Here is a 13,071-nt window from a genome sequence, read left to right on the forward strand (position 1 = left end):
TCGATGCCAGATCAATGCAATGGTGTCGAAGGCGTCATCTCCATGTCACCGATGACCGTATCGAAATAGTTGTCGGCGATTTCGAGCAGAGCTTCCGCTATGCACTGAGGTTCCGATCCATCTTGCAGGAGATCCTGCACGGCCGCATCGATTGTCCGCTGGAGTTGCTCGTGGCATTGCTGCTTCGATTGATCCGCAAAACCGATCAGCCATTGCTTAGCTGGCATGACGATGCTCTCCTCCATGACGACAGACGTCCATATTTATCGACAAGGTATAGCGCGGGTGAGCGCAGGCAACCGCTGCAAAGCTATTTTTCAAGCGAAGTACCATCATTTGCTCGCCGTTACGAATGAGCAATTCTCCTATTCTAGGAATGGTTGTAGCGCTTGGGAGCGGCCGCCGTGCATTTCAATAAGCCTCGCGGCAGTGGTCACGTACCCACATATGTGCTAATGTGGGCCTTGAGGAGCACGCTAGATGAGCCGTTTAACGATCGACATGACAGACCAGCAACATCAAAGCCTAAAGGCGATGGCCGCTTTGCAGGGTAAGACAATCAAACAGTATGCACTTGAGCGTCTCTTTCCCGGGGATATAGATGGAGATCGAGCCTGGGAGGAGTTAAAGATGTTGATGAATACGCGCATCAATGATGGGCTCGCCGGAAAACTGTCGACTAAAACCGTAGGTGACATCCTCGATGAGGAAATTGCCGAGGATCGTGCTTGACGGCTTACATTCTTACCGCGGATGCAGAATCGGATCTGCGATCTGTAATCCGCTACACGCATGCCCAATGGGGTGCCGCTCAGGTGCGCTGGTACATCGCGGCTTTGGAGCGAGGTTTTGCGAATCTTGTCGAGGGTAAGGGTCCTTTTAAGGATATGAGTGCGCTTTATCCGGCATTGTGAATGGCGCGATGTGAACACTACTATGTCTTTTGTCTGCTTCGCGAAGATGCGCCTGCACTGATCGCGGCGATTTTTCATGAACGAATGGATTTGATGAAGCGATTGGCTAGCCGTCTGAACGAATGATCTTTAGGCGAAGGCGAGATGTCTTGCAGATGGTGGAGGTGGTGGTCGGATAGGATCACGCATCAAGCCCAGTCGTTGTCCGATCGATCTACGCGCCGTCGTCGCGACCCCGTTACATATGCAAGCCTCGTGCGCGCCGATGTGTTGAAATTGCTGGCGCCTCCGGTTGGCGTCCGCGGGCGTGTCGCATTGAATGGATCAGCGCCGAATCGAAATATGGTAGGCGGCGGCGATGTATATACCCGCAAAGTCACCGCCCCCGCGGTGAGTTCACCTGGAAGTGCCCGTAAAAAATCCCGCTGAAACCATCGCAGCCGGCAATCCTCCCGCTGATTTTGGCAACAAAGCCATCTACATCAGACTAAAGTCTGGTTTGTGATTGGACCTAGGACCAAGGACGCAATCTTTGGTCCTAATGCCATGGATTGCCCCGACCTTTACGCCAGTTGTTTCCCGCGAGGGAAGCGGCGGGATATTCGGCCGCTGTCGTAGTGCATGCGGAGAGATCGATGAATATGAACGGCGCGCGTGAAAGCGGCATCCCAGCCCCGGCATTCGCCAATGCTTCCGTCGGTAGCTGTATCATCGGCTTCGTCGCCAAGGGTGGCAATGGCTGTGGAAGCTAAGCGAAGGACCACCGTTGCGGTCGTCGTACCGATGTTCAATGTCGAACGAACGATCGGTGCGACCCTGGCCAGCATCTGTCGCCAGACGCATCAGGAGCTCGATATCATCATTGTCGATGATGGTTCTTCGGATCGATCATTATCGATCGTGGCTGAATACGCGAGGCAGGATCCGCGAATCCGGATCCTTCGGCAGGCCAATAGTGGTGTCGCCGTCGCGCGTAACAACGGTGCGGCCGCGACCGACGCTGAATTTCTCGCATTTATCGATGCCGACGATTTATGGGCTCCGTCAAAGATCGCCCTTCAGTGGCAAGCGCTTGACGTGGGCGGGCCGTCGGTGGGATTGGCCTATTGCTGGTATGCGCTCATCGACGAACATAGCCGCGTGTTTTCGCTGCATAACCGGCCAAGCCATGAAGGACACGTGCTTCAGCGCATGTGCAGAAACAATTTCGTCGGCAACGGCAGTTCGATGCTCATGCGTCGTTCCGCCTTCGAAGACGCTGGGCAGTTCGACCCATCCTTAAGGGCACGCAACGCGCAGGGTTGCGAGGATCTTCTGATCTGCCTCAGAATTGCGGAGAATTACGAATTCCGCGTCATACAGCAGCACTTGATCGGCTACCGCATGACGAACACGAACATGTCGAGCGACGTCAGGCGGATGCTCTCTTCATGCGAAATCGTCCTCGCCGAGTATCGTGAAAAATATCCTCAGTATGGCAGCGATCTCGATGCCCATCTGGTCGATATGATCCATTGGCTGGTCGTCAGAGCTTTTGTCAGCGGGCGCTTTTTCGATGGTTGTGATCTGTTTCGGCGATTTCTGACATTGGAGCCACGTCAGGCGATTTCGAGCCTGCCAAACATATTGGACGTATATTGCCGTGCCAGGCTGGTTCCCGATTGGCTCAAGGCTCGGCTGAGGGGATTGCAAAGAAACGCGGAGTTGCGGCCGCTCTATATGGAGACGATCCCGTGAGGCCGGGCGGTTCGTTTCTCACGCGCCTGCAACGGCTCTTCCGCCTGGCGGAGGCGCCTGCCTGGGCAGGACCGACCATCATCGGGCTCGGCCTGGCCGCCGCGGTTCTCGAGGGGGCAGGCCTCTTTCTCTTCATTCCCCTCATTCAGAGTCTCGGTGCCGTAGCGGCGCAGCAGGGAGAATGGCAGCGAATTTTCGACCGGCTGCTCGCGCCCGTTCCACAGAGCCATTTGACGGCATTCCTGGTGGGCGTGTTGTGCGTCAGTATCCTTCTGAAGAACGCCGTCCATCTCGTCAATATCTGGGTGACCCGGTATATCGACGGTCTCGTTGCGCATCGGCTAAGAGCAAGGGTCTTCGATCAGACGATAAGCTCGTGCATCGACTACCGGGTGGAAAACAAACGCTCCGATATCATCACGACGATCGCCAACAACACCTGGAAAGTCAGTCAGGCCCTAAGCCTCGCCTACCGTTTGATGATCTGCTTCTGCACCTTCGCCGTCTTCATGCTGCTGATGCTGCTGATTTCCGTCCGGCTGACCTTTTTCTCGATGATGTTCCTGCTCATGGGCGCCATGGCCATTCGCCTGGCCACGCGGCGTGCGGACGAGACCGGCAAGGCCGTTGTCGAGGAAAACAAGCAGTTCGGCCTGAGGATGTGGGAGAGCATCAACGCGCTGCAATTGATCCGCGCTTTCGCCCAGGAAGACTATGAACGCAATCGTTTCCGAAAGACTTCCGACAATGTGCGGCGACGCCTTTTGAAGCTCGATATGCTGTGGGCGACACCGGGACCCGTCTCGGAAATCTCGATTACGATCCTGATCGGTGCGCTCGTTCTTGTCGCTCAATCGGTAGGATTGGGCATTGCGGCACTGGCCGCGTTTCTCTCGCTGCTATATCGTCTGCAAGGCCCAACGCGCGAGTTGCTGCAATCAAAGATCGCGCTCGACGGCCTCGCCGGCAGCATCGACGATGTCGACGACTTCCTCCGCACGACGGAGAAGCCTTTTCTCTCGCAGGGGCACGTGCAGGCGCCCGGCTTCAAGAAAGCCGTCGAATTCCGCAATGTCTCCTTCCGCTATGCGCTTGGTCAGCCGCTTGCGCTGGAGGATGTCTCCTTCAGCATTCCCGCTGGCAAAACCACGGCGATCGTCGGTGAATCGGGGGCTGGTAAGTCCACGGTCATGGCGCTGCTCTTTCGCTTCATGGATCCGACATCCGGTGCGATCGTGGCAGACGGCATGCCTCTTTCCGAATTCGATCTCCGCAGCTGGCGCAAGCGCCTGTCGCTGATGTCGCAGGAGGTCCATCTCTTCAACGACACGATTGCAGCCAACATCGCCTATGGCGATCTGGAGGCCGGGCCGGCCGAGATCCGCAAGGCTGCCGAAATCGCCAAGGCGGACGATTTCATCCGCCTGCTTCCGGATGGCTACGGCACACGGATCGGCGATCAGGGAATGCGCCTGTCGGGCGGGCAAAGGCAGCGCGTGGCCCTTGCGCGAACGATCCTTCGAAATCCCGATATTCTGCTCCTGGACGAGGCGACGAACGCGCTCGACGCCGAAACCGAACAGGCGTTTCAGCTGGCGCTCGACGAGTACTCACACAACCGCACCGTTGTCGTGATCGCTCACCGGCTCTCGACCGTTCTGGCCGCCGATCAGATCATTGTCATGACGAAGGGCCGTGTGGTCGAGGCTGGTTCGCCGGATGAGCTTTTTAAACGGCAGGGACATTTTTCCAGGCTCCACGAATTTCAGCACGGTCGCCGCGGCGGGCGGGAGTTGGGTGATGAGTTACAAGCTTATTGATATCGAGTTGTCGAAGCCCCTGGCGCCGATCGAACTCTCGGCTGAGCAGACCGGTGTCGGCTTGATCGCGCGATGGCAGGGCCGGCTGATCGCATTTGAAATGATCGAGCGATCCGCCGGATCCATGCTGCCGGCCGAGAGCCTGAAATCCCTTGCCGATGAGCGATTTGCGGAACGCATCCTCGTCGCGAAGTTGGAGGAGGAGCTGAGGGCGCGCTTGCCGGCGAGCGAGACCACGCTGCCCAGTCTCAGCATCGCGATCTGCACCAAGGATCGTGCGCAGCGCCTCTCCCGATTGCTGCGGTCGCTCGATCAGGTTCGGGATGAATCTCCTTTCCAGTTCGTCGAAATCATCGTGGTCGACAATGCCTCGGTGGATGCGGCCACGCGCGAAGCCGCCGAGAGTTTCCGCGATATCCGCTACGTTTTCGAACCGAAGGCTGGGTTGGATTTCGCCCGAAACGCCGCCCTTCATGCGGCTTGGGGCGACATTATCGCCTATCTGGACGATGATGTCGTGGTGGACCGCAATTGGCTTGCAGGCCTTGCCAAGGCGTGCCGCGACAACCCTGGCGTCGGCGGTTTCACCGGCCTCGTGCTGCCGTTTCGTCTCGACACCGAGGCGCAGGTCTTTTTCGAGCGGCGCGGAGGGTTCGGCCGCGGCTTTGCGCGGCGGGAGTTTCACAAGGCGCGCTTTGACAATCCGCTCCATCCCGTTGGCGCCGGCATTCTCGGCGCCGGCTGCAACATGGCCTTTGACCGCGCGTTGCTGATCGAGCTCGGCGGTTTCGACGAGGCGCTCGATACGGGCGCGCCGCTGCCCGGAGGCGGGGATCTCGATATCTTTTACCGCGTCCTGCGCTCCGGACGCTCGATGATCTATGAGCCGGAATATGCGGTTTATCACGAGCATCGCGAAACCATTCCGCAGCTCAGGCGGCAATACTGGACCTGGGGTCTTGGCATGATGGCCTTTCTCGTCAAGAGCTATCGCACCGATCGCGTGATGCGAGCGCGCCATCGCGCCATGGTCCGCTGGTGGTTCTTCGACCAGTTGAAGGCGCTTGCCCGCGCTGCGCGGCGGCTGCGTGGGCATGAGCTGCGTTTCGGTATCGCGGAGCTGTGGGGCGGAATCTACGGCCTTGCCGGTGAATACGATCGCTCGCGCGCCCGTATCAGGTCGATCCGGGAGCGCAATTCATGACGACGGAGCGTTTTGAGGTGAGGCATGTCGATCTTGCTGCTGCGGATATCGGCGGCGCTCGCGCGCCCGCATTGTCGATCTTCTGGTGGAAGGACTTGCCGCTCGGGGCACGGGCGTCCCTGGAGGACGAGCTACCTCACGGTGCCTCTCAATTGCGCCAGCTTGCTGCCGAACATGCGGCCGCACAACTCCAAGCGCGCAGCGTCGGGCTGGGCGCGCCGTTGCGTGCCACCTATGAAGGACAGCCCGAGCCCGCGCTCTCGCTGGAGACCGCGCTTGAATCGGAAAATCTGGTAGAGACGCTCGATGCGATCGCAATTCCATCCTCGGCTTCGGCGCGGGATGTCTCCGTGATCGTCTGCACCCGTGATCGTGGTCCGGCCCTGAGCAAATGTCTGGCCAGCCTCGCAGCGCAACGCAGCGCTCCGGGCGAGGTCGTCATCGTCGACAATTCCGAAGACGGGAACGCCAGGCACATCTGCAGGCAATTCCCCGATTTTCGCTATGTCCACGAGCCCCATGCCGGTCTAAGTCGAGCCCGGAACACTGGGATTCAAGCGAGCCAGTTTGATATCGTCGCTTTCACCGACGACGACGTCGAAGCCCATCCGGGCTGGACCGCGGAGATCGCGCGTGCCTTTGCGGAACGGAATGTCGTCGACGCGTTCACCGGTCTTGTGCTGCCGGCGCGTCTCGATACGGCGGCGCAATGCTCCTTTCAGTTCACCATGGGCGGCTTTGGCTCCACCTTTGTGCCGCTCACCTTCGACAGGCGTTTCTTTGAGGAGACGCGGCCGAGCGGAGCCCATGTCTGGAAGATCGGCGCCGGTGCCAACATGGCCTTTCGACGCTGCGTATTCGAGCGGGTTGGCCTCTTTGACGAACGCCTCGGCGCGGGGGCGGCGGGATGCTCCGAGGATTCGGAGCTTTGGTACCGACTGTTGGCGGCCGGCGGCGTATGCCTCTACGAACCCCGGGCCGTTGTCTTCCACCACCATCGCAGCGATTGGCCCGGCCTCAAGCGGCAGATTAAAGCCTATATGAAGGGCCATGTCGCAGCCCTCGTGACGCAATACGACAATTTCGGCGATCGCGGAAACATCGTGCGCATCGGCAAGCAGCTGCCGGTCTATTTTGCCAAGACCTTCGTCAAGGCGCTTTTCGAAGGGCCTCCGGGCAGGCTCGGAATTTTGGCGGCCGAAGTAGAGGGCTGGCTCGCCGGCCTGCAGTTTCTCCTGCGCTTCGGCTGGAGAATGCGGCGAACCCCGATGGGGACCGCTGCTAAGGCTGAAAAGGGAATATCGCGATGATCAAGAAAGCAGCGCTTGGCCAGTTTCTGTCCGGAAACCCTTATCCGAACGGCTTGACGGATGGTCTGTTTTATCGCGAAAAGATGCGCGCCATCCATCGGGTGGCGCCGGCGGAAACCGGAGGCACCGGACGGGTGCTGGAAATCGGCGGCGGTCGCAGCGGTCTTGCCAGCATCCTTTATCCGCAAGCCGAAATCGTCACGCTCGATATCGACCCCGAACTGGCCGACCATCAGCCGTCCTGGGCGAAATCGACCTTCATTTGCGGCGACGCCTGCTCGCTGCCAATGGATGACGACAGTTTCGATATCGTCACCATGTTCGACGTGCTGGAGCACATCGAGGACGACCGCCGCGCAGCGCAGGAGGCGCTGCGGGTGGTACGGCCGGGCGGATATGTCCTGATCTCCACCCCCGAGATCAATTGGCATTATCCCTATTTCAGCGTCATGAAACGCCATTGTCCGCATGAAAGCGAACTGATGCGCGAATGGGGCCATGTCAGGCGGGGATATCGGGACCCGGAACTCGCGGCCCTTTTCGACAGACGCCCGGAACGGCGCGCCACCTTCATCAACGCCGCCACCGCGTTTTTCCACGACGTTTCGTTTTCCCGCATCGGACGCCGTCGTCGCAAGGTCCTCTATGCGCTGGCCGCGCCCGTGACCTTTCTCGGTTACTTGATGCACCGGCCATCCACGCGTGGCACCGAGACGGCCTTTGCCTGGCGCAAATGAGAGGTGACCAGACGTCAAAGGTGATCGCGCTTTTCCCATGGGGAGACGTGATCGAAGAATTTCTCGATCCGATCGGGCTTGAACTTCAGGATTTCGTCGAGCGGATGACGGGAGGCTGGCTGTTCGGCTATGCGGCGGCACTGGGTTTGGCCGGCCACAAACCGATCATCGTCTGTGCATCGGAGCGAGTGAACAGGATTGAGTGCTATGAACATCCCGGCACGGGCACGCCGATCTGGGTCGCACCGGCAAAGCGGCCACGCCAGGGCCATTCTCCTGCCGCCTATAGCCTGCGACGCTGGTCTGCAACACCGCTTTCAGCCTTCCGCGAGATTCTTTGCCGCTCCAAATGCGATCTACTGCTTGCCCAAGAGTATGAATATACGCGCTTCGATGCGCTGGCATGGCTGGCACGAGGCTTGGACCTCCCACTCTATGCCACCTTTCAGGGAGGGGATCGCACGCTGTCCTGGGTCGAGGCCGCTGCAAGACGGCTTTCGCTGCGCGCGTGCCGCGGCCTGATCGTTGCGTCTTCAGCGGAGCGTGAGCGTCTTGCCAGGGCCTATCCACGCATTGCTCCCAATATAGCGAATATCCCCAATCCGCTGGCTACCCAGGAATGGTACGCGATGGATCGCGGCGAGGCGCGAGCAAATCTTGGCCTGCCGCGGGATTGCTTCATCGTCGTCAATCACGGGCGCATCGATATCCGCCGCAAGGGGCTCGATGTGCTTCTCAAGGCCTGGGAACGCTTCGCCGGTGTTTCTGCGTGCCGATTGGTGATCATTGGCTCGGGTCAGGACAATGACGCTTTCGCCAAACTCGTTCGCGCAAGCGAACTGGCGAACGTGCAATGGTTGTCCGGCTACATGACGGACCGAACCTTGATCCGCTGCTGGCTATCGGCCGCGGACGTCTATGTAACGGCTTCCCGTATCGAGGGCATGCCGGTCGCGCCATTGGAAGCCATGGCCTGCGGCCTTCCCGTCATCGCTTCGGATGCACAAGGCCTGCCGGACATTCTCGTCGACGGCGAGGCCTCGGGCGGCCTGATGGTCGCGCAGGAACAGCCCGACGAAATCGCGTCGGCCTTGGCGAGATTGAAAGATGATGAAGCTCTTCGCGCTCGATTGGGTGCCGCCGCCCGACGGCGGGTGATGGAAAAATTTTCGATCGAAGCGGTTGGCGCCGCTCTCGATGAGTTTCTGACAACGGCACGCAGGTAAGGATCACGTCCGGTCGCGATACCAGGCGAGCGCCGTCTCGATAATCCTTTCGATGCTGGAATGCCTGGGCACCCATCCAAGCTCTCGCTCGGCTTTATCGGCCGCAGCCACAAGAGCCGGTGGATCGCCAGCCCTGCGCGGACCATAGGCAACCGGAAGGCTGCGTCCACAAATGCGGCTGACGGCATCGACCAATTCCCTAACGGTCGTTCCGTTGCCGGTGCCGAGGTTGTAGATGTGTACACCCTCATCCCGCAACAGCTTCTCTCCACCAAGGACATGAGCCTGCGCGAGATCGCTGACGTGGATGTAGTCGCGGATGGCCGTTCCGTCGCGCGTGTCGAAATCGGTGCCGTTGATGGTGAAGGTTCGGCCCGGTCTGATCGCCGCTTCTATGGCGAGCGGCACGACATGCGTCTCGGGCTCGTGCCGTTCACCGATCTCGCTATCGGGATCGCAGCCGGCTGCATTGAAGTATCGCAGCATTACCGCGTTGAGGCCGTGGGCGCGCGAGAAATCCTCCACCATCCGCTCGATCATGAACTTCGACCATCCATAGGGATTGATCGGCCACTGCGGATGGGTCTCGTCAATCGGGGTGCGGCTCGGAATGCCATAGGATGCGCAGGTGCTTGAAAAGATCAGCCGGTTGACGCCCGCTTTGAGCATTTCCTCGATGAGAACCAACGTCCCGAATGTGTTGTTCCGATAGTAGAGTTCAGGAAACTCGACGGATTCGCCGACATAGGCATAGGCCGCGAAATGGGCGACCACATCCGGACGGTATTGGCGCAATGTCGCCGCGACCGTCTCGCGGTTGGCAATGTCGCCCTCGACCAGCGGCCCCCATTTCACGGCGTCACGCCAGCCGCGGGAGAGATTGTCGTAGGTGACAACCGACCATCCAGCCTTTGCGAAGGCCTTGCAGCAATGCGATCCGATATAGCCGGCTCCGCCGGTGACAAGGACCGTCTTCATTCGGCGGCGATCGCGTGCGAACGGCCAGACGAAAGCAGTTCCTCGAAATAGGCGATCGTTTTGCCAAGCCCGGCTTTCAACTGAACCTTCGGTTTCCAACCGAGTTCGCGCGACGCGACCCCGATATCCGGCTGCCGTTGCCTGGGATCATCGGCCGGCAGTGGCAGGTATTTTATCGCCGAGCGGCTGCCGGTCAGTTCTATCGCGAGATTGGCAAGTTCCAGCATCGTAAACTCCGCCGGGTTGCCGAGATTGATCGGGCCTGTGATCTCGTCCTTTGTTCCCATCAGGCGAACCAGGCCATCGATAAGATCGTCGACATAGCAGAACGAGCGCGTCTGCTGGCCGCTGCCATAGACCGTTATCGGCTTGTTCTGCAGCGCCTGCACAATGAAGTTGGAGACGACGCGGCCGTCGTCGGGACGCATCCTTGGGCCATAGGTGTTGAAGATGCGCGCCACCTTGATCCGTAGCCGGTGTTGACGCCAGTAATCGAAGAACAGGGTCTCCGCGCAGCGCTTGCCCTCGTCGTAGCAGGAGCGCGGGCCTATCGGGTTCACCCGGCCCCAATACTCCTCCCGTTGGGGATGGATCTCGGGATCGCCATAGACTTCGGATGTCGAGGCCTGGAGGATCTTGGCGCCGACCCGCTTGGCGAGGCCAAGCATGTTGATCGCGCCGTGGACGCTGGTCTTGGTGGTCTGCACCGGATCGAACTGATAGTGAACCGGGCTCGCCGGACAGGCGAGGTTGTAGATCTCGTCGACCTCCACATAAATGGGGAAGGTAATGTCGTGGCGTACGATTTCGAAAGATCTGCTATCGAGCAGATGCGAGACGTTGCTTTTCCGTCCTGTAAAAAAATTATCTACGCAGATAACCTCGTGTTTTTCACGCAAAAGCCGTTCGCATAGGAAGGAGCCAAGAAAACCTGCGCCGCCGGTAACTAGGATTCGCTTTGTTTGCTGCATGACGGTTATCTCGCCACTGGTGGCGTGATATCGCCGCCGTCGGAAACTATGTCGGATGCCGGGGCTCGGATGCCGCTTTCAAGGACGCCGTTGATATTCATCGACCTTCTCCGCATGCATTACGACAGCGGACGGGTATCCGACCGCTTCCATCGCCGGAAACAACTGGCGCAAAGGCCCGGGCAATCCATGGCATTAGGACCAAAGATTGCATCTTCGGGCCTAGGTCCTGTCGTGGATTGGACTTTAGTCTGATGGAAGCCGAAAGCCTTCCGGACGGCAGCATGGCGGGCATCGCGTCCTGGCTGCCAATGATCGATTGATCGGCCCTGGATTGGCTGACATAGTGCCGCCGCTATCCGACCATGCCATGCGAAGACCTATCAATGACCGAATCCGCTGCTAATTCCTTTTCGCCCGTTTCCGCTCGCCCGTTGGCGAAGATCAGCCTGAAATGGGGCATGGTCGAGGAGCCTTCGCTCTCCATCCTGGAGAAGTTCCAGCTCCTGCGGGATCTCGGCTATGACGGGGTGGAGCTCGATGCGCCCAATGATCTGCCGCTCGACGAAGTTCTGAATGCCCGCGACAAGACTGGGCTCGCTATCCCCGGCCTCGTCAATGCCGTACACTGGAAGCGTCCGCTGACGGATCCCGATCCATCGGCACGCCAGGCTTGTGTCGATTCGATGATCAAGGCTCTGCATGATGCGAAGCTCTATGGCGCGACGACGGTGCTGCTCGTTCCCGGCGTTGTCAATGCGGGCACCAGTTACAAGACCGCCTACGGGAGAGCTCGCGAGGAAATCGCCAGGATCCTGCCCGCCGCGGAAGAGAGCGGCGTATCGATCGCGCTCGAAAACGTGTGGAACGACTTTTTGCTAAGCCCCCTTGAGGCGGCGGATTTCATCGATCGCTTCCGCCATCCGAAGCTCGGCTGGTATTTCGATGTCGGCAATGTACTCCGCTACGGCCGGCCGACCCATTGGATCGAGGCGCTCGGCGAGCGCATCCTGAAAATCGACATCAAGGAATACAGCCTGGAAAAGATGAACAGCGAAGGCCCATGGAAGGGCTTCGATGTCGAACTGGGCGAGGGCGACTGCGATTGGGCCGCGGTCAACAAGGCCCTGTCTGATATTGGCTATTCCGGCTGGGCCTCCCTCGAGGTGCCGGGAGGCGACCGACAGCGCCTCGCCGATTTGAAGAAGCGCGTCGATCGGATCGCCGCGCTCTGACGGCTGGATTGCAGCGGGCGATGGTTAGCGGCCGGCGGCGGCCGCAAACATTGCCTTCGCATTCTTCAGGCCGGTTTCGCAGCCAAATTGCGTTGGCTCGTTGCCTTCATATTCCAGCGAGACGAAGCCGTCATAGCCCGAGGCGACGATGTCCTCGATGATGGACCTGACAGGCAGGTCGCCATAGCCGAAGACCGAGCCGCGGATTGCCTGGCCGCCGACCGTCCGCAGCCAGTCCGCGCCAGGCGCTGACTGGCGCACATAGAAATCCTTGAGGTGGATGAAACTTGCATGAGAGAGGCAGGCACGCGTCCCCGTGAGCGGATTCTCGTCGACGCAGAGGAAATTGCCGATATCGACCGTCAGCCTGAAGCTCGGCAGATTGACGGCATGAAGAAGCCGCTTGATCCGCTCGCTGGAATTCATGAAGAACCCGTGATCCTCGACGCTGGTGGTCACGCCATAGCGCCCGGCATGCGCGGCGAGCTCATGGGTGGCGTCGGCGATCGCCGGAAATGCCGCTTCGAACTGGCCGGGCTCCGTTGCGCGGAGCGACCAGGGCACGACATCGTGGCGCAGGAAGCGGACACCGAGCTTGTCACAAAGCTCGACATAACGCTTCAGCCGGCCAAGCTGGAATGCGCGTTCGCCGTCATCAATGAAATTGCCGGACATGCAGAGACCGGAAAGCGGGACGCCGTTTTTCTGGGACGCGCCCTTCAGCCGCCCCAGCATCTCCCCGTCATCGGCGAGTTCATATCGCAGGTCCTGCCCTTCGGGCGCCACAGAAAGCGTCGCCAGTTCGACATGATCGCCGCCATGTTTGCCGACCCAGGCAAAGACATCCTCGATCTGCATGGCGCCGCTCTGCATCAACGGACGGAAACTGTATGAACTCAGACCTACCTTCATCGTGCCTCTCCTCGAGCTTTTCGCAAA

13 protein-coding genes are annotated in these 13,071 nt (G+C 59.6%); 9 read left to right on the top strand and 4 right to left on the bottom strand.

All coding sequences use genetic code 11. The features are described from left to right. Window positions 1–11: 11 nt before the first annotated feature. Entirely contained in the window at window positions 12–227 is a 216-nt protein-coding gene (locus AC13QY_RS07455) for a hypothetical protein (RefSeq protein WP_113391713.1), read from the bottom strand. Window positions 228–480: 253 nt separating this feature from the next. Here AC13QY_RS07455 and AC13QY_RS07460 point away from each other — a divergent pair, with 253 nt between their 5' ends. The 8 genes from AC13QY_RS07460 to AC13QY_RS07495 all read left to right on the top strand — a co-directional run bounded on the left by AC13QY_RS07460 (window position 481) and on the right by AC13QY_RS07495 (window position 8,948). Further along, window positions 481–732 carry an antitoxin gene (locus AC13QY_RS07460; protein WP_069615183.1) on the top strand — a complete coding sequence of 84 codons (252 nt, stop codon included), beginning with the start codon at window positions 481–483 and terminating at the stop codon, window positions 730–732. After that, complete coding sequence (locus AC13QY_RS07465; RefSeq protein WP_488493102.1) at window positions 729–914, top strand: type II toxin-antitoxin system RelE/ParE family toxin; 186 nt, start codon at window positions 729–731, stop codon at window positions 912–914. The genes AC13QY_RS07460 and AC13QY_RS07465 overlap by 4 nt, the downstream gene beginning before the upstream one ends. Window positions 915–1,649: 735 nt before the next feature. Then, complete coding sequence (locus AC13QY_RS07470; protein WP_488493103.1) at window positions 1,650–2,651, top strand: glycosyltransferase family 2 protein; 1,002 nt, start codon at window positions 1,650–1,652, stop codon at window positions 2,649–2,651. Beyond that, window positions 2,648–4,471 carry an ABC transporter ATP-binding protein gene (locus AC13QY_RS07475; RefSeq protein WP_488493104.1) on the top strand — a complete coding sequence of 608 codons (1,824 nt, stop codon included), beginning with the start codon at window positions 2,648–2,650 and terminating at the stop codon, window positions 4,469–4,471. Before AC13QY_RS07470 ends, AC13QY_RS07475 begins: the two co-directional genes overlap by 4 nt. Continuing rightward, window positions 4,452–5,675, top strand: coding sequence for a glycosyltransferase family 2 protein (locus tag AC13QY_RS07480; protein WP_488493105.1), 1,224 nt, complete (start codon window positions 4,452–4,454; stop codon window positions 5,673–5,675). The genes AC13QY_RS07475 and AC13QY_RS07480 overlap by 20 nt, the downstream gene beginning before the upstream one ends. After that, window positions 5,672–6,985 carry a glycosyltransferase family 2 protein gene (locus AC13QY_RS07485; RefSeq protein WP_488493106.1) on the top strand — a complete coding sequence of 438 codons (1,314 nt, stop codon included), beginning with the start codon at window positions 5,672–5,674 and terminating at the stop codon, window positions 6,983–6,985. The genes AC13QY_RS07480 and AC13QY_RS07485 overlap by 4 nt, the downstream gene beginning before the upstream one ends. Then, complete coding sequence (locus tag AC13QY_RS07490) at window positions 6,982–7,722, top strand: class I SAM-dependent methyltransferase (RefSeq protein ID WP_113331142.1); 741 nt, start codon at window positions 6,982–6,984, stop codon at window positions 7,720–7,722. Before AC13QY_RS07485 ends, AC13QY_RS07490 begins: the two co-directional genes overlap by 4 nt. 47 nt (window positions 7,723–7,769) lie before the next feature. Beyond that, a complete protein-coding gene (locus AC13QY_RS07495; protein ID WP_488493107.1) occupies window positions 7,770–8,948 on the top strand; it encodes a glycosyltransferase family 4 protein in 1,179 nt (392 codons plus the stop codon). A 3-nt stretch (window positions 8,949–8,951) separates the two neighbouring features. Here the strand turns inward: AC13QY_RS07495 and galE are convergent, their stop codons facing one another. Then, window positions 8,952–9,926 carry a UDP-glucose 4-epimerase GalE gene (galE, locus tag AC13QY_RS07500; RefSeq protein ID WP_488493108.1) on the bottom strand — a complete coding sequence of 325 codons (975 nt, stop codon included), beginning with the start codon at window positions 9,924–9,926 and terminating at the stop codon, window positions 8,952–8,954. Beyond that, a complete protein-coding gene (locus AC13QY_RS07505) occupies window positions 9,923–10,897 on the bottom strand; it encodes a UDP-glucuronic acid decarboxylase family protein (RefSeq protein WP_488493109.1) in 975 nt (324 codons plus the stop codon). Before AC13QY_RS07505 ends, galE begins: the two co-directional genes overlap by 4 nt. 386 nt (window positions 10,898–11,283) lie before the next feature. On the opposite strand from AC13QY_RS07505, the gene AC13QY_RS07510 reads away from it, so the two are divergent. Continuing rightward, window positions 11,284–12,132, top strand: coding sequence for a sugar phosphate isomerase/epimerase family protein (locus AC13QY_RS07510; protein WP_488493110.1), 849 nt, complete (start codon window positions 11,284–11,286; stop codon window positions 12,130–12,132). Between the two features lie 24 nt (window positions 12,133–12,156). Here the strand turns inward: AC13QY_RS07510 and AC13QY_RS07515 are convergent, their stop codons facing one another. Next, complete coding sequence (locus AC13QY_RS07515; RefSeq protein WP_488493111.1) at window positions 12,157–13,044, bottom strand: sugar phosphate isomerase/epimerase family protein; 888 nt, start codon at window positions 13,042–13,044, stop codon at window positions 12,157–12,159. Between the last annotated feature and the right edge of the window lie 27 nt (window positions 13,045–13,071).

It is taken from the genome of Martinezella sp. CNPSo 3795 (assembly GCF_057784475.1).

Coding starts and splice junctions, on each gene's coding strand:
- AC13QY_RS07455 (WP_113391713.1), bottom strand. CDS start 227: ATGCCAGCTAAGCAATGGCTGATCGGTTTTGCGGATCAATCGAAGCAG.
- AC13QY_RS07460 (WP_069615183.1), top strand. CDS start 481: ATGAGCCGTTTAACGATCGACATGACAGACCAGCAACATCAAAGCCTA.
- AC13QY_RS07470 (WP_488493103.1), top strand. CDS start 1,650: ATGGCTGTGGAAGCTAAGCGAAGGACCACCGTTGCGGTCGTCGTACCG.
- AC13QY_RS07480 (WP_488493105.1), top strand. CDS start 4,452: ATGAGTTACAAGCTTATTGATATCGAGTTGTCGAAGCCCCTGGCGCCG.
- AC13QY_RS07485 (WP_488493106.1), top strand. CDS start 5,672: ATGACGACGGAGCGTTTTGAGGTGAGGCATGTCGATCTTGCTGCTGCG.
- AC13QY_RS07490 (WP_113331142.1), top strand. CDS start 6,982: ATGATCAAGAAAGCAGCGCTTGGCCAGTTTCTGTCCGGAAACCCTTAT.
- galE (WP_488493108.1), bottom strand. CDS start 9,926: ATGAAGACGGTCCTTGTCACCGGCGGAGCCGGCTATATCGGATCGCAT.
- AC13QY_RS07505 (WP_488493109.1), bottom strand. CDS start 10,897: ATGCAGCAAACAAAGCGAATCCTAGTTACCGGCGGCGCAGGTTTTCTT.
- AC13QY_RS07510 (WP_488493110.1), top strand. CDS start 11,284: ATGACCGAATCCGCTGCTAATTCCTTTTCGCCCGTTTCCGCTCGCCCG.
- AC13QY_RS07515 (WP_488493111.1), bottom strand. CDS start 13,044: ATGAAGGTAGGTCTGAGTTCATACAGTTTCCGTCCGTTGATGCAGAGC.